Below are 19,326 nucleotides of genomic sequence, written 5' to 3' on the forward strand. Positions count from 1 at the left end.
TGTCACGCAACTGTGTGTGACCCCGTAGGACAAGTGTCCCGCACGATCGCTCGCGACGGGACACTCAGCGGGTGCTCACTTGAACAGCGCGGTCAGGAAGGTGATGACACTCCCGAAGGCAGAGCCCACGGCCGAGAACGCACCACCGACAGCACCGGCAGCGTTCGCCGGCTGAGTGAACAGATAGAAGCCGGCAAAGGCGATGAGCGCCCAGATCAACAACTTCTTCGGCATGTCGCCACTCCCTTGGTCCTAACCCACTCGGTCGACTGTGTTTGAGTTTGTATCACGGACGGTCACCAATTGTCACTGACTGAACACAGCCCACCGCACAATGCTCACCAGCTACAAGGTCCATTCTGTAACGGATCCGGGGGCACGGCACCCATCGGCGCGCCGCCCTGAGACGCTTACCGCCTGCAACACCGCAAATTCTGCGGCATTTGCCCGAAATCGGCACAACGCACGGTGAACGGAAAGCAAAGACACAATGTGACACTGCGTGGCCGGTTGTTGCACAGCGAGACAAGTGTCACAAAGCAGCAATCAACTCGTCGGCCGCCGAATACGGGTCGACCGCCCCGTCCGCGACCTTCGCGGCCAGTACGTCGAGCCGCGCGTCGCCGTGCAGGTGCGCGAACCGGGCCCGCAGCGCGGTGGTCGCGATGGCCTCGATCTCGTCCCGCGCGCGGCTGCGGCGGCGCTCCGTGAGTACGCCGTTCCCGGTCATCCATTGGAGCCGGTCGTCGATCGCCTGGACGACCTCGGCGACGCCCTCGTTGCGGGAGGCGACCGTCTTCAGGATCGGGGGTTTCCAGGCGCCTTCGGCTCGCTCTGCCAGGGCCAGCATCGAGCGCAGGTCGCGGATGACGGACTGGGCGCCGTCACGGTCGGCCTTGTTCACCACGTAGATGTCGCCGACCTCGAGGATTCCGGCCTTCGCGGCCTGGATCCCGTCGCCCATGCCCGGGGCGAGCAGGACCAGGGTGGTGTCCGCCATCCCCGCGATCTCCACCTCGGACTGGCCGACGCCGACGGTTTCCACCAGCACGACGTCGAACCCGGCCGCGTCCAGCACCCGAAGCGCCTGCGGCGTGGACCAGGAGAGGCCGCCGAGGTGCCCGCGGGACGCCATCGAGCGGATGAACACGCCGCGGTCGGTGGCGTGGTCCTGCATCCGCACCCGGTCGCCGAGCAACGCGCCGCCGGAGAACGGGGAGGACGGGTCCACCGCGAGTACGCCGACCCGCTGGCCGGCCTCCCGGTACGCCGTCACCAGCGCGGAGGTCGACGTGGACTTGCCGACACCGGGCGAACCGGTGACGCCGACGATGTGCGCGTTCCCGGCGTACGGCGCCAACGCCGCCATCACCTCGCGCAGCAACGGTGACTCGTCCTCGACCAGCGAGATCAGCCGAGCCACCGCCCGGGAGTCGCCCTCCCGGGCCCGCTCGACCAACTCCCCCACCGGCGCGGTACGACGACCCATCAGCTCACTCGTCCCACGCCGGCGTACCGCATCTGCATCAGTGCTTCGGGACCCGGACGATGAGGGCGTCGCCCTGGCCGCCGCCACCGCAGAGGGCGGCCGCGCCGGTGCCGCCGCCGCGGCGGCCGAGCTCCAGCGCGAGGTGCAGGACGAGCCGGGCGCCGGACATGCCGATCGGGTGGCCGAGGGCGATCGCGCCACCGTTCACGTTGACCTTGTCCTCGCTGACCCGCAGCTCGCGCGCGGACGCGATCCCGACCGCCGCGAACGCCTCGTTGATCTCGATCAGATCCAGGTCACCCGGCTGGATGCCCTCCTTCGAGCACGCCTTCGCGATCGCGTTCGCCGGCTGGCTCTGCAGCGTCGAGTCCGGCCCGGCGACCGAACCGTGGGCGCCGATCTCGGCGATCCAGCTCAGCCCGAGCTCCTCGGCCTTCGCCTTGCCCATCACGACGACCGCACACCCGCCGTCGGAGATCTGCGACGCCGACCCGGCGGTGATCGTGCCGTCCTTGCCGAACGCCGGCCGCAGCTTCGCCAGCACCTCGGCCGACGTGTCACCGCGGACACCTTCGTCGCTGTCCACGACGAGCGGGTCGCCCTTGCGCTGCGGCACCTCGACCGGGACGACCTCGTCCGCGAACACACCGTTCTTCCACGCCTCGGCGGCGCGCTGGTGCGAACGGGCGCTGAACTCGTCCTGCTCCTCGCGGGTCAGCTTCTCGACCGCGTCGTTCCGCTGGTCGGTCAGCGCGCCCATGGCCTGGTCGGTGAACGCGTCCCACAGCCCGTCGTACGCCATCGAGTCCACCAGCGTGGTGTCGCCGTACTTGAAGCCCTCGCGGGACTTCGGCAGCAGGTGCGGCGCGTTCGTCATCGACTCCATGCCGCCGGCCACGACGATCTCGTACTCACCGGCCCGGATCAGCTGGTCGGCGAGCGCGATCGCGTTCAGCCCGGACAGGCAGACCTTGTTGATCGTGACGGCCGGCACGTCCATCGGGATGCCGCCCTTGGCCGCGGCCTGGCGGGCGGTGATCTGACCGCCGCCGGCCTGCAGGACCTGGCCCATGATCACGTACTCGACCTGGTCCGGCGCGACGCCGGCCTTGGCCAGCGCACCCTTGATCGCGAACCCGCCGAGGTCCGCGCCGGTGAAGCCCTTGAGGCCGCCCAGCAACCGCCCGATCGGGGTCCGTGCACCGGCGACGATGACGCTTGAGTTCCGCGTGTCAGACATGCTGTCACGATACCTGCGACGGCACTGGTACGCCGCTGGTCGAGCACGTCAGACGGGTCACACGGATCGTGCCCCGAGATGTCGGCTCGGCCACTTTCGATGGTCCCGGGGCCGGGTCTGCGCGACGCTTGGCGGATGGATCAGCTGTTCGACGCGATCGACCATGTCGGCATCGCGGTGGCCGACTTCGACGAGGCCGTGCGGTACTACGCCGACGTGTTCGGCATGACCGTGGCGCACGAGGAGATCAACGAGGAGCAGGGCGTCCGGGAGGCGATGCTGTCGGTCGGCGACTCCGGTTCCTCGATCCAGCTGCTCGCCCCGCTGTCGGACGCGTCGCCGATCGCGAAGTTCCTCGACCAGCGCGGTGCGGGCATCCAGCAGCTCGCGTACCGGGTGCACGACCTCGACGCGGTCTCCGCCGTACTGCGGGAACGCGGCGCGCGGCTGCTGTACGACGAGCCGAAGCGCGGCACCGCCGGGTCGCGGGTGAACTTCATCCACCCGAAGTCCGCCGGCGGCGTCCTGGTCGAACTCGTGGAGCCATCGACCTCACACGCCACGTGACGGCACGCTAAACAACGAGTGCTTGTCGGTCCGGCGGATTACTCTGTTCGGGTGCTGAAGGACAGCGCCACCGACTCCTTGCACGGTGCGCCGGCCGGTTTCGAGCACGATGCCTTCGTCCATGCCGGGGACGAGGACTTCGTGCCGCGCGCGGCTGCGTTCATCTCGGAGGGTCTGGCGGCGGGGGAAACCATCGTGGCCGTACTTCCACCGGAGCGGATCGCGGTACTGCGCGACGCCCTCGGGCCCGTCGCGGACGCCGTCCGTTTCCTCGACATGACCGTTGCCGGCGGCAACCCCGCGCGGCTGATCCCGTTCTGGCGCACCATCCTCGACCAGCACCCCGGACCGGTGCGCGGCCTCGGCGAGCCGGCGTACCCGGGTCGCGGCGCGGCGGCGTACGACGAGGTGCTGCTGCACGAGGCGCTGTCCGAGATCGCTTTCGCGACCGACCACTCGTTCCGGATGTGCTGCGCCTACGAGGCCGCCGTCGGCATCGACCCGACCGCGGTGCACGCAGGCGCGGAAGCTCTTGCGGAGAAGGCGTTCCGGACGCCGCTGGACGACGTACCGGATCGTGCCGAGCGGTGGGAGTTCGGGCCGGACGAGCTCGGCGAGGTACGGCAGTGGCTGAGCGGTCAGGCGGCCTCGCACGGGGTGTCGCGGGACCGGCTCGACGACCTGTCGCTGGCGTTGCACGAGATCTGCACGAACAGCATCCGCTTCGGGGGCGGGCGCGGAAGGCTCTCGGTGTGGATCTCGAGCGGGGCGTTGAGCTGTGACGTGACCGACCGCGGGCGGATCGACGACCTGCTGGTCGGCCGGGTCCTGCCGCCGCTCGACGGGCTCGGCGGGCGGGGCGTCTGGCTGGCCAACCAGCTGTGCGATCTGGTCCAGCTGCGGTCGGGCGACGACTTCACTCAGGTCCGGCTGCACACGCGGTTGCGGTGATAGGACCACTGACAACGGTGGACTGATCGAGTGACGGTCGTCTCACCCGGGGTTCGCTGTGTTACACGGCACAGCCAGGGGCGCATACTCAGCGGTAAGTTCACCGCTCACCAGACCCCCTTGTGCAGGAGGTACGACGTGAAGCAGATCCTCGAGGCGATCCTTTCCGGCGACAGTGCGGCCGTCGGCGAGCTCGACGTACCGGACCATTACCGCGGGATCACCGTGCACGCCGACGAGGCGACCATGTTCGAGGGGCTGGACGCCAAGGAGAAGGATCCGCGCAAGAGCCTGCACCTGGACGACGTACCGACGCCCGAGCTCGGCCCGGGCGAGGCGCTGGTCGCGGTGATGGCGAGCGCGATCAACTACAACACCGTGTGGACGTCGATCTTCGAGCCGGTGTCGACGTTCTCGTTCCTGAAGCGGTACGGGAAGCTGTCGCCGCTGACCGCCCGCCACGACCTGCCGTACCACGTGGTCGGCTCGGACCTCGCGGGCGTCGTACTGCGGACCGGGCCGGGCGTGAACGCCTGGAAGCCCGGCGACGAGGTGGTCGCGCACTGCCTGTCGGTCGAGCTGGAGTCGCCGGACGGGCACAACGACACGATGCTCGACTCCGAGCAGCGGATCTGGGGTTTCGAGACGAACTTCGGCGGGCTCGCCGAAATCGCGCTGGTGAAGTCGAACCAGCTGATGCCGAAGCCGGCCCACCTCACCTGGGAAGAGGCGGCGTCGCCCGGCCTGGTGAACAGTACGGCGTACCGGCAGCTCGTGTCGGCGAACGGCGCCAACATGAAGCAGGGCGACGTCGTCCTGATCTGGGGCGCGTCCGGCGGGCTCGGCTCGTACGCGACACAGTTCGCACTGAACGGCGGGGCGATCCCGGTGTGCGTGGTGTCGTCGCCGGAGAAGGCGGAGATCTGCCGGGCGATGGGCGCCGCGCTGATCATCGACCGGTCCGCGGAGGGGTACCGGTTCTGGAAGGACGAGTCGACGCAGGACCCGAAGGAGTGGAAGCGGTTCGGCGCCCGGATCCGCGAGCTGACCGGCGGGGACGACCCGGACATCGTGTTCGAGCACCCGGGCCGGGAGACGTTCGGGGCGTCGGTGTACGTCGCCCGGCGCGGCGGGACGATCGTGACGTGTGCGTCGACGTCCGGGTTCATGCACGAGTACGACAACCGGTACCTGTGGATGAACCTGAAACGGATCATCGGCTCGCACTTCGCCAACTACCGGGAGGCGTGGGAAGCGAACCGGCTGATCGCCCGCGGCATGGTGCACCCGACCGTCAGCAAGGTCTACCCGCTCGAGGAGACCGCCCAGGCGGCGTACGACGTGCACCGCAACCTGCACCAGGGCAAGGTCGGCGTCCTCACCCTCGCCCCCACCGAAGGTCTCGGCGTCCGCGACCCCGAACTCCGCGCCAAACACCTGGACCAGATCAATCGCTTCCGCGACAGGTAGTGCGTTTAGGCGTTTGAACGGGTTTCTGACAGGCTTATCGTGGGGAATTCACGCTGAGCCGCCTGAAGGGAAACTCCGGAATGCCTGACGAGTCGAGCCTGCCGTTCTTCGACCGTACGGCGACCGCGGCCGGGGGCTTCCCGGTCAGCCGTCGCGGGTACGACAAGCAGGCGGTGGACGATTACGTCCGCGCGCTGGAGATGCAACTCGTCGAAGCGCGGCATCGGGCCGAGCAGTTGCAGCAGAGCGTCGCGCCGATGCAGCACCAGCTCGAGGAGACCCGTCGGCAGCTCGAGGCCAGCGCGAACCCGTCGTACGCCGGACTCGGCGACCGGGCCGCGCAGATCCTCCGGCTCGCCCAGGACCAGGCGACCGAGGCGCTCGAGGAGGCCAAGCGCGAGGCCGACGACCTGCTGACCAACGCCCGCAAGGAGGCCGCCGCGGCGCGCGCCACCGGCGACCGCGAGGCCGAGGACATCCGTACGGTCGCGCTGAACGAGGCGGACAGCATGCGGCGCACCGCGGAGGGCGACGCGGCCGAGATCCGTCGTACGGCGGAGACCGAGTCGGCCGAGGTGCTGCAGGCCGCGCGGCGGAAGGCCGAGCAGCTGACCCTGACGGCCGAGTCGCAGGCCAGCACGCTGAAGAACGGCGCGCTGCACGAGGCGGAGAAGATCCGGACCGCGATCCAGCGCGAGTCGGCGGCGCTGCGCGCGCGGCTGGCGGACGAGCGCGAGCAGCAGGCCAAGGAGCTCGCCGACAAGCACCAGCAGATCGCGGCCGACACCGACAGCCTGACCACCCAGATGAAGGAGGCCGCCGAGGCGTCCGAGCGCCGGGTGGCCGAGGCGACCGAGCAGGCCCGCAAGATCCGCGCCGAGGCGGAGGAGTCCGCCGAGCGGACGCTCTCGCGGGCCCGCCGCGAGAGCGAGCAGCTGCTGACCACGGCGCGGACCCGGTCCGACGCCGAGCTGGCGAACGCCGCCGACGAGGCGGAGCGGTCGCGCACCGTCGTCGCCCGGGAGACCGAGCGGCTGGCGAAGCGGCGGGACGGGATCCTGACGCAGATCGCCGGGCTGAACGAGATCGCCAGCAACATCGCGCGCCAGGCGGCGGAGCTCGACTCCGAGACGTCGGCGGCGGCGTACGCGAACCCGTTCGCCCGGCCGGCCGAGTCCCCGCGGTCCACGCCGGCCGGTGCGCCGGGGACGGGCGTCGGCAGCCCCTTCGCCCCGGAGAAGCCGAGCGAGACCGCGTCGGCCCCGTTCGGCGCCGAGGACCTCGCTTCGTCCACGGCGTACGCCGCCTCCACGACCGACGCCCCGTCCACCGCGGGCGACTCCCCTGCCGGAGGCTCCAGCGCGAGCGGCTCTACGGTCGGCGGGTCGAGCGTGGGCGGCTCCGCGATTGGAGGGTCCAGCGCGAGTGGATCCACCGTGGGCGGGTCGGCGGCGAGCGGCTCCGGTGCCAGCGGGTCCGGTGTTGGCGGGTCGTCGGTGAGTGGGTCCGGTGCGAGCGGCTCCGCCTTGGGTGGGTCCGCGACGAGCGGGTCGGCCGGCGGCATCGGCGGCTCGGGTGCGAGTGGGTCTGGTGTGGGTGGGGCGGCCGCGGAGGCGGCGTACCCGGCGGCGACCGAGGCGGACAACCCGTTCCCGGGGGCTACGCCTGCTGGTACGTCGGCGTACGACGACGAAGGTCCGTTCACCGGGTCGAGCCCGTTCGTCGGGTCGGGTGCCGGCGACGCGCGGGTCGACGAGACGCGGATCGACACCGGCTTGCGGGTGGACGCGAAGGACGCCGGCGACCTCGCGGACAAGACCAGCAAGAGCGCCGGCGGCCCGGCGAGCACGAGCACCACAGCCGCCACCGGCAGCACGGCCGCCACCGGCAGCACAGCAGCCACGGGCCGTACGGCGACCACCGGCACCACGGCAGCCGCGGGCGGCGCCAAGGCCGGGTCCGCGAAGGACGAGGAGGCGCCGAAGGACTCCACGATGGTGGACGAGTTCCGGTTGACTGACCTCGCGACCGAGGACACTCAGGTGCAGACGCGGCCGTCCGCCTCCGCGAAGTCCGGGGGCAAGGCGTCCACCGACGCCACGACCGATGCGGCCGGCTCGAGCGCGCGATCCCCGAAGGACAAAATGTGACGCCACCCGGCGACGACACCTCGACAGCGACCACCGACGCGGACCTCGCGGAAGCAACGCGCGAAGCAGAGTCCGCGGCCGCCAAGGCCGAAGCCGCCGCCGGCAGAAGTGAACAAGCAGCAACCGACGCCGACACCTCCGCCGACGAGGCCGAGGACGCCGCGGACAAGGCGGAGACTTCCGCCGGTCGGGCCGGCGGTTCGGCTGACAGCGCGGAAGCGGCCGCGGCGAAGGCCGGGGTGGCGGCGGAGCGGGCCGATGCGGATGTGGACATCGCGGACGAGCTGCTGATCGAGGAGCGGCATCCTTCCGAGGGGATGGGCCAGCCCGGTCCGCCGATCCGGCGCGGGAACCCGTTCACCTTCGGCTTCTTCGCGGCGCTCGGCGTACTCGTCGCCTGGGGGCTGTGGAACGCGGCCGGCCAGGCCCGTTCGGTCCTGATCCTGCTGCTGGTCTCGATCTTCATCGCGGTCGGCCTGAACCCGCTGGTCGAGTGGTTCATGCGCCGCGGCCTCAAGCGCGGCCTCTCGGTCGGCGTGGTGTTCCTGCTGATGATCCTCGCGGTCGTCGGGGTCGGGTTCGCGATCGTCCCGGTCGTCACCGACCAGGTCGACAGCCTGATCAAGAACGCGCCGGGGTACATCGACCTGCTGCAGAAGTCGAAGACCCTCACGAATCTGAACGACAAGTACAAGTTCCTGGACAAGGCCCAGGAGTACATCCAGGACCCGGCGCTGGCGCAGCGCGCGTTCGGCGGCATCCTCGGTGTCGGCAAGGTGGTCGCGAACGCGCTGTTCAACACGTTCACGATCCTCGTGCTGACGCTGTACTTCCTGGCATCGCTCCCGTCGGTCAAGCGGGCGGCGTACAGCCTGGTCCCGAGTACCCGGCGCAAGCGCGTCTCGATCCTCGGCGACGAGGTGCTCGGCCGGGTCGGCGGGTACGTCAGCGGGCAGTTCATGGTGGCGCTGTGCGCGGGCGTGACGATGTTCGTCTTCCTGGAGATCGTCGGCCTGCGGCAGTACGCCGTCGCGCTGGCGATCGTGGTGATGTTCTGCGACTTCATCCCGATGGTCGGCGGTTTCATCGGCGTCGCCGTGGTGTCGCTGATCGGCTTCACCGGCGGCCTCTGGACCGGTCTCGCCTGCCTGATCTACGGCATCGTCTACCAGCAGATCGAGAACTACGTGGTGGCCCCGCGGATCATGCGCCGCGCCGTCGACATCCCCGGCGCCGTCACCGTCATCGCCGCCCTCCTCGGCGGCGCCCTCCTCGGCGTAGTAGGCGCCCTCCTCGCCATCCCCTCCGCCGCCGCCATCCTCCTCATCATCCGCGAAGTCTGGGTCCGCAAGGCCGACGCCTCCTAGGAACTCTGTGCGATCAGAGCTCCTGGAGGACCCAGCGCAGGGGTTGGAGCCTGCAGACCGGGGTTGCCATGCCGAGGAACTTGAAGTCGACGCTCGCGATCGCGGGTTCCCGTAACCGCTCGGCCAAGGCCAGGCTTGGCGCAGCGTACGTGGTTCGCATCACGAACGTTGAACGTGGCGATCAGCGGGCCAGAGTCGCAGAGCAGCGAAGTCACGCGCTCCGCCGGGCCGCTTCGATTGCCTCGACGATCTCCCGGTCCTTCCGGGCGTCGGCCTGGATCTCGCGGTACCGGACCGACAGCTCCGGGTCGTCGATGCTCGCCAGCCCAACCCACGGGAACCGCCGACGCAGCTCGTCGGTGTCGATCTGCTCGCCGCTCATGACTTCACCGTAGACGAGCCGGAGCCGATTATCGGCAACTATGCAGTCACGTCGAGGATGAAGTGTTGGGCGGGGGTGAGGCGGTTGTAGGTGTTGACGCGGAGGTAGGTCTGTTGGTCGAGTTGTTGGGGTAGGTGGCGGTGGGTGAAGTAGGAGTGCACGGCTCGGCGGGGGGCGGTGGTTCGGTTCTGGGTGCCGCCGTGCCAGAGGTGACTGTTGAAGACGACCACTGTGCCGGCGGGGGCCGTCAGCTGGATTTCGTCGGGGTGGGGGGCGGCGGGGTCGGGCATTTCGTCGGTGGGCATGGTGCCGCGGCGGTGGGAGCCGGGGACCACTCGGGTGGCGCCGTTCTCGGGGGTGAAGTCGTCGAGGAGCCAGATGGAGTTGCAGACCTGGTAGGCGCCGGGCTCGACGGGGTGGCCGAAGTCGGCGTGCAGGGACTGGTGGCCCTGGCCGGGTAGGGCCGCGCGGCTGTTCAGCGACGACAGGCGGAACTCGCCGAGCACGTGCCGCATCGCCGCCAGCACCCGCGGATGGCTGAAGCAGACCTCGAACAGGGGGTCCTTGTTCACCAGGTCCGCCAGCCGGTCGGTGCCCTTCTCCTGATGTACTTCGAGACCCGCCCGGTCCCCCTCGGCCGCGGTCAGCTCGGCCAGCCGGCGGTTGATCGCCGACACCTCGTCCGCCGACAGGATCCCCGCCAGCGGAAGGAACCCGTCGCGGTCCAGCTGTTCCTTCTCGGCCGTCGTCAGTACGTCGTCCGTCACGCCGAGCTCGCGCAGCGCCGTCGTCATGTCCATCGCAGAATCCCTTCCCAAGATGCACGAATCGATGCAAGCATCAATCCGGCGTACCCGGGAAACAATGCAGAGGACGACAGGGCTTATGCACAGATCGCCACGACTCCTCGGCGCCGGCGTCCACACTGCCGCCCCGGGCAAGGACTACCCGTCGCACGCCCACACGTCCTGGGAGCTTGTGTACTACGTCCGCGGCCGCATCACCTGCCCCGCCGGCGACGAGACGTACGCCGCGACGCCCGGCACCGTCCTGCTCACCCCGCCGAACACCTGGCACGCCGAACAGAGCCGCACCGGGTACGCGAACCGCTTCGTCCAGGTCGACGCCGCGACCACCCACCCGTGGCCGAGAAGGTGTTACGACGACACCGACCACACGCTGCGCCGGGTGTTCGACGCCCTGGTCCGCGAGACCGACACCGACCTCCGCACGATCCTGCTCGCCGAACTCGACCTACGACTGCGCCGCGCCGCCGCCCCACCGCCGACTCCCGCGGAGCAGCTGATCGCCCAAGCGGAGCAGCTGTTCGAGGAACGGTTCGCCACCGGACTGCGGATCGCCGACGTCGCCGACGACCTCGGCATCTCCACCTCGGGCCTCCGAGCCGCGTTCGCCCGCCTGCGCGGCACCAGCCCGCAGGCGGCGCTCCAGGCCGTACGCCTGCGCCACGCCCTCGCCCACATCCGCAACTCGACGCTCCCCCTGCAGGCCGTCGCCGAGCTGACCGGCTACCACTCCGTCAGTCACCTCTCCCGCCACGTCAAGGCAGCAACCGGCTCCGCCCCGGGAGCCCTGAGGATCACCGAAGCTCGTCCCTGAGCAGCGACCCGATCCACGCGTCCACCCGCTCCCCACGATGCACGAGCCGCTTCCGCAACTGCCCCTCCAGCACGAACCCGGCCTTCTCCGCCACCCGCCGCGACGCGACGTTGCCGACCTCCGCGCGCCACTCGATCAGGTCCAGGTCCCGCTCCGCGAACGCCCATCGGCAGATCGCCCGCACCGCCGCGGGTGCAACGCCCCGTCCACGAGCCGCGGGCGCGGTCCAGTACCCGACTTCCGCCGTACCGTCGCCGCGCATCCCGAGCCCGACGCGCGCGAGCCGCTCCCCCGTCGCCGCGTCCTCGACCACGAACTCGGCGCGCTCGCCGCGCTTCCCCAGTTCGATCGCGAGATGCTCGACGAAGTGCCGGGCATGTTCCATCAGGTACGGCGACGGGACTGCACGAACTGCCGCAACCCCGGGTCCTGCGACACGTCGTACACCCACTCGACGTCCGCAACCGTGAACGGCCGCAGCACCAACCACCCCGCCGGGATCCTGTCCATCCGCCGATGATGTCAGGCGGTACCGTTGCGCGGGTGTCCTACTTCGAACGGGTCGACGATGCCGCGTACCGGGCGACCAAGGACGTCGGCGGGGCGTGGGACACCGGGACGCAGCACATCGCGCCCGCGCTCGGGTTGCTGGCGCACGTGGTGGAGCGGGACCGGGACGCGCGCCGTACGGACGGGCTCGTGGTCGGGCGGTTGTCGTACGACATTCTCGGGACGATCCCGATCGACGTGGTGGACGTGCGCGTGCGGGTCGTCCGCCCGGGACGGACCGTGGAGCTGGTGGAGGCGGCGCTCAGCCACGGCGGGCGGGACGCGGTGCTGCTGCGGGCGTGGCTGCTGCGGCCCGGTGACACGGCGGCCTTGCGAGGTACGGCGTACCCGCGGATCACACCGGTGGACGAGATGGCGCCGTGGGATCCGTCGTCGATCTGGCCGGGCGGGTTCATCGAGTCGGCGGACGTACGGCGGGAGCAGGTCGAGCCGGGCCGGGCCGCGTTCTGGGTCCGTACGGCGGTGCGCCTGATCGACGACGAGGACGTCAGCCCGCTGGCCCGCGCCGCCGGCCTGTTCGACATCGCGAACGGGATGACGGTACGGGCGGACCCGCGGCAGGTGGCGTTCCCGAACGTCGACCTGACCGCGCACCTGTTCGCCGAGCCCCGCGGCGAGTGGATCGGCTTCGACGCCACGGTCACGTTCGGGGCCACCGGCATCGGCCTGACGAACAGCGTCCTGCACGACGCCGACGGCCCGATCGGCACCCTCGCCCAAATCCTGACGCTCAGCTCCTGACCCTCAGGCCCTGAACGCCTCGCGGACCGTGGTCAGCTCGATCGACAGGTCGTCGATCGCCTGGCGGATCTCGGGATCGGTCACGACGGCCTGGTCCGACAGCCGGTACTCCTCGGCCCACCGATAGGTGTCCGATCCGGGCCGGTGGATGGCGCCGAGCTCCGGATGGGCCGCCGCGCAGTGCGTGATCAGCAGATGGATGCCGGGCGTCAACGCCCGCAGGTACTCGAGCAGCCAGGCCTTCTTGCCCGCCGCGTCCCGGTCGCTCAACGTGTGCGCCGACGCGAACATCTCCTCCCCGCCGATGAACGGCGCCCCCACCGCGGCAGCAATCTCGCCGTACGCCGCCGGCGCCGCAAGCCCCATGTGTACGTCGAGATACTCGATGTCGAGCCCCGCCGCCGTCAGCTTCGCCGCCTGCTCCGACAGTTCACGTACAACCTCGTCGTGCGCCACCGACACGGCAGCCTCCGCCACGGTCCGCCGGAAGGTCCCGTCCTCCCCCACCAGCGAAGGCCCGTCCGTCAACGGCCGCCAGCGCAGGAAGTCCCACTCGCACGTCAGCGTCTGATGCACCCCGACCGGAATCGCGAACTCCCGCGCCAGCACGGCCGCCTCCTCGAACCAGGGACACGCCGCCATCACCGACACCTGCGTCACGATCCCGGTCCGGAACGCCTCGACCGTCCCGGCGTTCACCGCATGGCACATCCCGAAGTCGTCGCCGCGGACGACCAACTGGATCCCGGTCACGGGCCGGCCAGCTTGCTGACCTCGGGGGTGGGGCTGGTGTGGAAGGCGCAGGCGCGGGGGTAGCCGGCCAGGCAGCCGCGGGTCGTCATCAGGGCAGTGTAGTAGTCGATGTAGCGGAAGCCGTACGTCTCGCCGCGGGCGAAGGCCTGGTGACGAATGGCGGAAACCCAACGGTAGAAGGCCTCGTCGGAGATCGGCACGTACCGCGTCGGGACGAAGCCCTCCATGTCCTCCCAGTTCTCGGCGTGCATGAACGTCCGTACGCCGTGCCGCGGCAGCTCGGCGACGCGCGCGGCGAGTTCGGCGTACGGCGTGAGCGCCTTGAAGTCCTCGTCCGACTCGATCGGCAGGCCGGCCAGGAAGCGGGCCCGTTCGGCGACCTGGGCGGTGTGCTCGTGGTCGCTGTGGATCGAGTGCTTCCAGTGCGTGATGATCGTGTCGGGCTGCTTCTCGCGGATGATCCGCGCCAGCTGCAGCGCCACGTCGTCGGTGTTCGGCAGGAAGCCGTCGCTGTACTCGAGGACCTGGAAGTCCGCGCCGATCGCCTCCGCGAACGCCGTACCTTCGGCGATCTTCTGCTTCTTGTAGTCGGCCGGCGTCATCCGCGGGTGCCCGCGTTCGCCGGAGGTGAGCGCGACGATCGTCGCCGATGCGCCCTCGAGCACGAGCTTGGCGAGCGTCGGCCCGGCGGTCAGGTCCATGTCGCCGATGTGTCCGCCGACGGCGAGCACGCTGTTGGTCATAGGGGGCTCCTCATTTCAGGCCACTGAGTACGACGCCACGCACGTAGTACTTCTGGAACAGCAGGAACACGACCAGCACGGGCAGCGTGCTGATCACCAGCCCGGCCATCACGATCGGCATCGTGCGGTCCGGGTCGAGGAAGCTCTGCAGCAACTGGATGCCGACCGGGAGCGTCTGCAGATCGGGGTCGGAGGACGAGATCAGCAGCGTCCAGATGTACTCGTTCCAGGTGCCGATGAACGTGATCAGGCCGAGCGTGATCGCCACCGGCTTGGTCTGCGGCAGGACGATCAGCCGCCAGGTCTGCCACTGGTTCGCGCCGTCGATCTTGGCCGCCTCGAGCATCTCGTCCGGCAGCGACACCATGAACTGGCGCATCAGGAAGATCCCGAAACCGCTGACCGTGAACGGCAGGATCAGCGCCACCAGGCTGGTGGTCAGCCCGCCGTCGCCGCCGCGGCCGAGGATGTCGTTGCCGCCGGCCAGCGGCCAGTTCAGCATGATCAGGAACGTCGGGATCAGTAGCAGGAACGGCGGCAGCATCATCGTCGCGAGGATGAACCGGAAGATCACCGCGCGGCCGCGGAACCGCAGCTTGGCCAGCGCGTACCCCGCCATCGACGAGGTCACCAGCACCGACACCGTCACACTCACAGTCACGATCACGCTGTTCTTGAACAGGTGCGGCAGCTGCAGCTGCGAGAACGCCTCGCGGTAGTTGTCCAGGTTGAAGTGCTGGGGCAGTAGCTTGTACGGGATCACGCCGTACTCGCCCGTGCCCTTGAACGAGCTCATCACCATGTCCAGGAACGGCATCACCATCGCGACCGCGCCGAGAATCACGACCAGGTACGCGAACCACGGAAAGCGCCTTTTCATGAGGTCTCCTCCCCGCGCCGCCGGGCGATCCACAGCTGCAGGAGCGTGATCGCCAGGATGATCACGAACAGCACCATCGCCATCGCGCTCGCCGTTCCCCAGGCGCCGTACTTGAAGGCGCGCTGGTACATCTCGAACGCGGCCACGTTGGTCGCGTTCACCGGTCCGCCGTCGCCGGTCATCACGATGATCAGCGCGAACGACTGCAGCCCGCCGATGAACTGCGTGATCAGCACGAACAGCAACGCCGGCCGGAGCAGCGGCAGCGTGATCGACCAGAACATGTGCCACGAGTTCGCCCCGTCCACCTCGGCGGCCTCGTAGTACATCTCCGGGATCGCCTTCAGACCAGCGGTCAGGATCAGTACGGCGCCGCCGATCGAGGCCCACGCCTGGACGACGGTCACGGACGGCAGCGCGTACGACGCGTCGGACAGGAACCCGATGCTGTTCACGCCGAGCTTGTTCAGTACGCCGTTGATCAGCCCGGCCGGCTGGTACATCATCTTCCACACGTTGCCGATGGCCACCACCGTGGCGACCACCGGGAGGAAGTACAGCACCCGCCAGAAGCCCTGGAACGAGAGCCGGTCGATGCAGTAGGCAACGAGTACCGACCCGAAGGTGGCCAGGAACACCGAGCCGAAGGCGAACAGCAAGGTGTTCACCAGGATCGGCTTCACGAACGTGCCGTCGAAGTTCAGCACGTCGCCGAAGTTCTTGACACCCGCCCATTTCAAGGTGCCGAGGTCGAAGCCGCCCCAGTCCGAGAACGCCAGAATGATCGCGAAGATGAACGGCAGGATCAGGAACACGCAGAAGAACAGCAGCGCGGGCGACAGGAACAGGTACGCCGCCCGCCCTTCGCGGTGCAGCTTGCCGAGCCGCTGGGTGGGCGCCGCCACAGCACCCACCCTGGAGACGGCGGTCGTCATTGCGGCTTGACCGCCTTCGCCGCCTGCGCCAGCGCGTCGTCAGGGTTCTTGCCGTCGGCAAGCACTCCCATGATCGCGTTGTGCAGCGCCGTCTTCGCCTCGTAGGCGCCGGGCTGGTTCGGCTCCGCCATCGCGTACGTCGCCGCGTCGTAGATCGGCGCCAGGTTCGGGTCGGACAGCGACTTCTTGTACTCCTCCTGGTCGGCCGTCCGCGGCGGGATCAGGCCCTGGTCGGCCAGCCACTTGCCGGTCTCGGAGACCTTGCCGTCTGTGCCGTTATTCGGGGCAGGCTTGTGCTCGTTCATCCAGGTGAGGAACTTCCACGCGTCGTCGGCGTGCTTGCTGCGCTGGTTCACTCCCATGAAGAACCCGTACGCCAGCGAACCCTTGCTGCCCGGGGTCGGGCCGGGGATCGCCGCGACGCCGACGTCGGTGCCGTACTTGTCCTTCATCTGGGTCTTCAGGCTGCCGATCCACCAGCCGGCCTGGATCGCCATCGCGACGCCGCCGCTGCGGAACTGCTTGGTCGGCGAGATCGACGGGTTGGTCGCCTTCGCGGCCGCCAGGTCCGCCTCGAACTTCAGCGCCGCCTTGCCCGCCGCGTCGTCGAACTGCGCCGTACCGTCCGGTGCCAGGAACTTGCCGCCGGCGGAGTCGAGCAGCGAGAGGAACGGGTGCACCGACTTGTTGTCGCCGTCCTGGATCAGGCTGAGCCCTTCGACCTGGATGTTGCCTTTGGCATCCCGCTTGACTGTTTTGCGAGCGGCGTCGGCGAGTTCGGCCCAGGTCGTCGGCGGCTTGGTGATCCCGGCCGCGGCGAGGATCTTCTTGTTGTAGAACAGCACGTAGGTGTTCAGCTCGGTCGGGTAGCCGAGCAGCGTGTCACCGGTGGTGACCGCGCCCAGCGCCGCCGGGCTGTACTCCGCCTTGATCTTGGTCGCGATGTCGTCCGGCACCTTCGCGACGACGTTCGCCTTCATCAGCTGGCCGCCCCACAGGCCGTACGCGCTGACGATGTCCGCGCCGCGGCCGCCGGTCTGCCGGACCGTCATCGTGGTCAGCAGGTCGTCGAACTTGACCACCTGCGACTTCACCTGGATCTTCGGGTTCTCCTTGTTCCACTCCTGGATCATCTTGTCCAGGCCCTCCTTGGACGGGCCGTCGCTGTAGTGGCTCAGCAGCGTCAGCTCGACCTTGTCTCCGCTGCCACCGGAGCCGCTGCCGCCACCACAGGCCGCAGCGCTTGCGAGCAGGCCGAAGGCAACAGCAAGTCGCAGAATCCTCATGATCATTCCTTCTCGCCGGCCGGGAGCAACGGCGCCCGGAGGATGGTGAACGTGCGCGTGATGTCGAACCCCGTCTTCAGGTACAGCTGCCCGGCGGCGGACTTCTCGCCGGTCCACAGGAACCAGGCGCTGTGCGCGCCGGCCGCGACCATCCGCTCCAGCGTCAGGTGCAGCAGCACCTTGCCGAGCCCGGTGCCGCGGGACGCCGGCAGGACGCCGAACGGCCCGAAGCGGTCGATCACGCCTTCGTAGGTCCCATGCATCGCCCAGCCGAGGATCGCCCCACCGGGTTCCCGCGCCACCACGATCCGATCGAGTGGCAGGCCGGACACGACGCCCTCGCGGATCGCGCGCGCCCAGTCCGGGTTGAACTCCGCGCCGGCGATCGCGATCAAAGCAGTCAGCTCGTCGTCGGAAGGTGTTCCAAAGCTGTAGCCCTCGCCCGTCAGCGCGTCGATCCGCTTCCGGACCTCGTCCGGTACGGCGTACCCGACGAGCCCGCGGTCCATCGCGACCGCGTCGTACCCGCGCCGGAAACCCAGCGAGTCCAGCAGGTGCGCCGCCGCCGGGTAGCGCGCCGCGTCCAGACCGGGGAGGAAGTAGTTGGGCGTGTACGACGAGAAGAACACCTCGGTCCGCCCGTGCGACCGCAGCCAGTCGGTTGCCGCGGTCAACAACTCCCGGCCGAGACCCTGGCCGCGGTGGTCCGGGTGGACGAAGAAGAACGGGATCCAGCCGGACGCCGGCTCCACATCGCCTGGGTTGCCAGGGTCGGCCGCGATCAGCCGGCGGACGGCGTACGCGGCGCCGACGATCTGATCATTGATCACGGCGACCTGGAGACCTGCCGCGTCGAAGTTCCGGTCGAGCAGGAACAGGTCGCGGAGCCGCTGGTACGAGATCGGGTCGGCCGGCGCCGCAGCCGTCCACGCCGCCGCGATCGCGGGTCCGTCACCCACCCGGAACGACCGGATCGTCACAGCCGCCGGCTCCTTCGGAGCGATCATCGGGCATCTCCCTCGTAGAGCAGGACGTCGGGGCGCACCCACCCCGCCGGTGTTGTTGCTTCGGGCAAGAGATCCACCGGGCTGCCGCCGGTCTCGAGCGCCTTGCGGAGCGAGTCCGAGCCCCACAGCCGGTCCAGCGACGGCAGCATCGCGAAGTCATCCGGGTACAGCTCGTTCAGCACCCGCAGCATCTCCAGGGCGGTCCGCACCGGCTCGAACGCGTCCCGGTCGACGAGATGCAGCTGTACGCCGGACACGGGAACGCCGGCGTGCTTGCTGAACACCGGCTCGAACCACGTCCGCCGGAATGCCACGCCCGGCAGGCCCAGCGAGCGGAGCGCCGGGACGAACCGGTCGTCGACGTACGGCGCCCCGATCGTCTCGAACGGTCGCGTCGTACCGCGGCCCTCGCTGAGGTTCGTGCCCTCGAACAGGCCGGTACCCGGGTACACCAGCGCGGTGTCCGGGGTCGGCATGTTCGGCGACGGCGGGACCCACGGCTCGACACCGTGGTTGTCCCGGGTCCAGCCGTCCAGCTCGACCACGGTCGCCGGACCCAGCTGACGGGCCAGCTCGCCGACGGTCAGCCCGTGCCGGAGCGGGATCGGCGCCCGCCCGACGAAGCTCTCGAACCCGGGCTGCAGCATCGGCCCCTCGACCCGGACGCCGCCGAGCGGGTTCGGCCGGTCCAGCACGACGAACGGCTTCCCGAGCCGCGCGGCCGCCTGCTGGCAGTCGTACATCGTCCAGACGTAGGTGTAGAACCGCGTCCCGATGTCCTGGATGTCGAACAGCAGCACGTCGACGTCCGCGAACAGCTCGTCGAGGGCCGCGCCCTGCCGTTCGTACGTGTCGAAGACCGGCAGCCCGGTGTCCGGGTCGACGCCTTCAGCTTCGCTGGCGCCCGCTTGCGCCGTACCCCGGAGTCCGTGCTCGGGACCGAACAACGCCGTCAACGGCAACCCGGCCGCACGCAACGCGACCGAGGTCGGCGTGAGGTCCGGCAGCACGCCGGTGAAGTTCGTGATCAGCCCCAGGCGCCCGTCGGGCACCAACCCCGGGTCCTCGGCCAGACGCTGCGCGCCGGTCCGGACCACCATCGCTACCACCAACCCAGATCGTGGATCCTGCAGGAACTGGGTTGAAAACTTACCGACGAACTCAGCTCGAGGTCA

At 69.5% G+C, this 19,326-nt stretch carries 21 protein-coding genes; 7 read left to right on the plus strand and 14 right to left on the minus strand.

The genetic code is table 11. From position 1 onward, the window contains the following. Positions 1-75: 75 nt before the first annotated feature. The 3 genes from ACFV9C_RS23635 to ACFV9C_RS23645 all read right to left on the minus strand — a co-directional run bounded on the left by ACFV9C_RS23635 (position 76) and on the right by ACFV9C_RS23645 (position 2,729). On the minus strand, positions 76-234 hold the full coding sequence (locus tag ACFV9C_RS23635; RefSeq protein WP_380196731.1) for a hypothetical protein: 159 nt from the start codon (positions 232-234) through the stop codon (positions 76-78). 298 nt (positions 235-532) lie between these two features. Beyond that, positions 533-1,489, minus strand: coding sequence for a methylmalonyl Co-A mutase-associated GTPase MeaB (meaB, locus tag ACFV9C_RS23640; protein ID WP_380196733.1), 957 nt, complete (start codon positions 1,487-1,489; stop codon positions 533-535). Positions 1,490-1,526: 37 nt separating this feature from the next. Continuing rightward, the gene (locus ACFV9C_RS23645; protein WP_380196735.1) at positions 1,527-2,729 is read right to left on the minus strand and encodes an acetyl-CoA C-acetyltransferase; all 1,203 of its coding nucleotides are present in this window, start codon (positions 2,727-2,729) and stop codon (positions 1,527-1,529) included. Positions 2,730-2,864: 135 nt separating this feature from the next. Between ACFV9C_RS23645 and mce the strand changes: the two genes are divergently transcribed. From mce to ACFV9C_RS23670, 5 genes are all read left to right on the plus strand, one after another. Further along, positions 2,865-3,296 (plus strand): methylmalonyl-CoA epimerase, encoded by a 432-nt coding sequence (gene mce, locus ACFV9C_RS23650; protein WP_380196736.1) that lies wholly within the window; start codon positions 2,865-2,867, stop codon positions 3,294-3,296. A gap of 51 nt (positions 3,297-3,347) precedes the next feature. Beyond that, positions 3,348-4,247 (plus strand): anti-sigma factor RsbA family regulatory protein, encoded by a 900-nt coding sequence (locus tag ACFV9C_RS23655; protein WP_380196738.1) that lies wholly within the window; start codon positions 3,348-3,350, stop codon positions 4,245-4,247. A gap of 138 nt (positions 4,248-4,385) precedes the next feature. After that, positions 4,386-5,717 (plus strand): crotonyl-CoA carboxylase/reductase, encoded by a 1,332-nt coding sequence (ccrA, locus tag ACFV9C_RS23660; RefSeq protein ID WP_380196740.1) that lies wholly within the window; start codon positions 4,386-4,388, stop codon positions 5,715-5,717. Positions 5,718-5,797: 80 nt separating this feature from the next. Beyond that, on the plus strand, positions 5,798-7,867 hold the full coding sequence (locus ACFV9C_RS23665) for a transposase (RefSeq protein WP_380196741.1): 2,070 nt from the start codon (positions 5,798-5,800) through the stop codon (positions 7,865-7,867). Next, positions 7,864-9,234 carry an AI-2E family transporter gene (locus tag ACFV9C_RS23670; protein WP_380196743.1) on the plus strand — a complete coding sequence of 457 codons (1,371 nt, stop codon included), beginning with the start codon at positions 7,864-7,866 and terminating at the stop codon, positions 9,232-9,234. Before ACFV9C_RS23665 ends, ACFV9C_RS23670 begins: the two co-directional genes overlap by 4 nt. 211 nt (positions 9,235-9,445) lie before the next feature. On the opposite strand, the gene ACFV9C_RS23675 is transcribed toward ACFV9C_RS23670, so the two are convergent. Together ACFV9C_RS23675 and ACFV9C_RS23680 are read right to left on the minus strand one after the other, a co-directional pair. After that, positions 9,446-9,616, minus strand: a complete 171-nt coding sequence (locus ACFV9C_RS23675) for a hypothetical protein (protein ID WP_380196745.1) — start codon at positions 9,614-9,616, stop codon at positions 9,446-9,448. Between the two features lie 38 nt (positions 9,617-9,654). Further along, positions 9,655-10,416 (minus strand): phytanoyl-CoA dioxygenase family protein, encoded by a 762-nt coding sequence (locus ACFV9C_RS23680; protein WP_380196747.1) that lies wholly within the window; start codon positions 10,414-10,416, stop codon positions 9,655-9,657. Between the two features lie 85 nt (positions 10,417-10,501). Here ACFV9C_RS23680 and ACFV9C_RS23685 point away from each other — a divergent pair, with 85 nt between their 5' ends. Beyond that, positions 10,502-11,236 (plus strand): helix-turn-helix domain-containing protein, encoded by a 735-nt coding sequence (locus ACFV9C_RS23685; protein ID WP_380196748.1) that lies wholly within the window; start codon positions 10,502-10,504, stop codon positions 11,234-11,236. On the opposite strand, the gene ACFV9C_RS23690 is transcribed toward ACFV9C_RS23685, so the two are convergent. Both ACFV9C_RS23690 and ACFV9C_RS23695 read right to left on the minus strand, forming a co-directional pair. Then, positions 11,217-11,621 (minus strand): GNAT family N-acetyltransferase, encoded by a 405-nt coding sequence (locus ACFV9C_RS23690; RefSeq protein WP_380196750.1) that lies wholly within the window; start codon positions 11,619-11,621, stop codon positions 11,217-11,219. The two genes, ACFV9C_RS23685 and ACFV9C_RS23690, sit on opposite strands and share 20 nt — an antisense overlap. After that, positions 11,621-11,746 carry a hypothetical protein gene (locus ACFV9C_RS23695; RefSeq protein WP_380196752.1) on the minus strand — a complete coding sequence of 42 codons (126 nt, stop codon included), beginning with the start codon at positions 11,744-11,746 and terminating at the stop codon, positions 11,621-11,623. The genes ACFV9C_RS23690 and ACFV9C_RS23695 overlap by 1 nt, the downstream gene beginning before the upstream one ends. Positions 11,747-11,779: 33 nt before the next feature. On the opposite strand from ACFV9C_RS23695, the gene ACFV9C_RS23700 reads away from it, so the two are divergent. Beyond that, a complete protein-coding gene (locus ACFV9C_RS23700; protein WP_380196754.1) occupies positions 11,780-12,547 on the plus strand; it encodes a thioesterase family protein in 768 nt (255 codons plus the stop codon). 3 nt (positions 12,548-12,550) lie between these two features. Here ACFV9C_RS23700 and ACFV9C_RS23705 read toward each other — a convergent pair whose 3' ends face one another. Genes ACFV9C_RS23705 through ACFV9C_RS23735 form a run of 7 tightly spaced genes read right to left on the minus strand, consistent with a single transcriptional unit; the run spans position 12,551 to position 19,251 of the window. Continuing rightward, the gene (locus ACFV9C_RS23705; RefSeq protein WP_380196756.1) at positions 12,551-13,300 is read right to left on the minus strand and encodes a ChbG/HpnK family deacetylase; all 750 of its coding nucleotides are present in this window, start codon (positions 13,298-13,300) and stop codon (positions 12,551-12,553) included. After that, positions 13,297-14,043, minus strand: coding sequence for a PIG-L deacetylase family protein (locus ACFV9C_RS23710; RefSeq protein ID WP_380196758.1), 747 nt, complete (start codon positions 14,041-14,043; stop codon positions 13,297-13,299). The genes ACFV9C_RS23705 and ACFV9C_RS23710 overlap by 4 nt, the downstream gene beginning before the upstream one ends. A gap of 10 nt (positions 14,044-14,053) precedes the next feature. Next, positions 14,054-14,923: a carbohydrate ABC transporter permease gene (locus tag ACFV9C_RS23715; protein ID WP_380196760.1), complete on the minus strand. Its 870-nt coding sequence runs from the start codon at positions 14,921-14,923 to the stop codon at positions 14,054-14,056. Next, positions 14,920-15,828, minus strand: a complete 909-nt coding sequence (locus ACFV9C_RS23720; protein ID WP_380196762.1) for a carbohydrate ABC transporter permease — start codon at positions 15,826-15,828, stop codon at positions 14,920-14,922. The genes ACFV9C_RS23715 and ACFV9C_RS23720 overlap by 4 nt, the downstream gene beginning before the upstream one ends. 26 nt (positions 15,829-15,854) lie before the next feature. Beyond that, positions 15,855-17,144, minus strand: coding sequence for an extracellular solute-binding protein (locus tag ACFV9C_RS23725; protein ID WP_380196763.1), 1,290 nt, complete (start codon positions 17,142-17,144; stop codon positions 15,855-15,857). Positions 17,145-17,146: 2 nt separating this feature from the next. Next, positions 17,147-18,151, minus strand: a complete 1,005-nt coding sequence (locus tag ACFV9C_RS23730) for a GNAT family N-acetyltransferase (RefSeq protein WP_380196764.1) — start codon at positions 18,149-18,151, stop codon at positions 17,147-17,149. Continuing rightward, the gene (locus ACFV9C_RS23735; protein WP_380196766.1) at positions 18,148-19,251 is read right to left on the minus strand and encodes an exo-beta-N-acetylmuramidase NamZ domain-containing protein; all 1,104 of its coding nucleotides are present in this window, start codon (positions 19,249-19,251) and stop codon (positions 18,148-18,150) included. The genes ACFV9C_RS23730 and ACFV9C_RS23735 overlap by 4 nt, the downstream gene beginning before the upstream one ends. Between the last annotated feature and the right edge of the window lie 75 nt (positions 19,252-19,326).

Origin of the sequence: Kribbella sp. NPDC059898, assembly GCF_042730855.1 — a bacterium.
Classification (GTDB): domain Bacteria; phylum Actinomycetota; class Actinomycetes; order Propionibacteriales; family Kribbellaceae; genus Kribbella.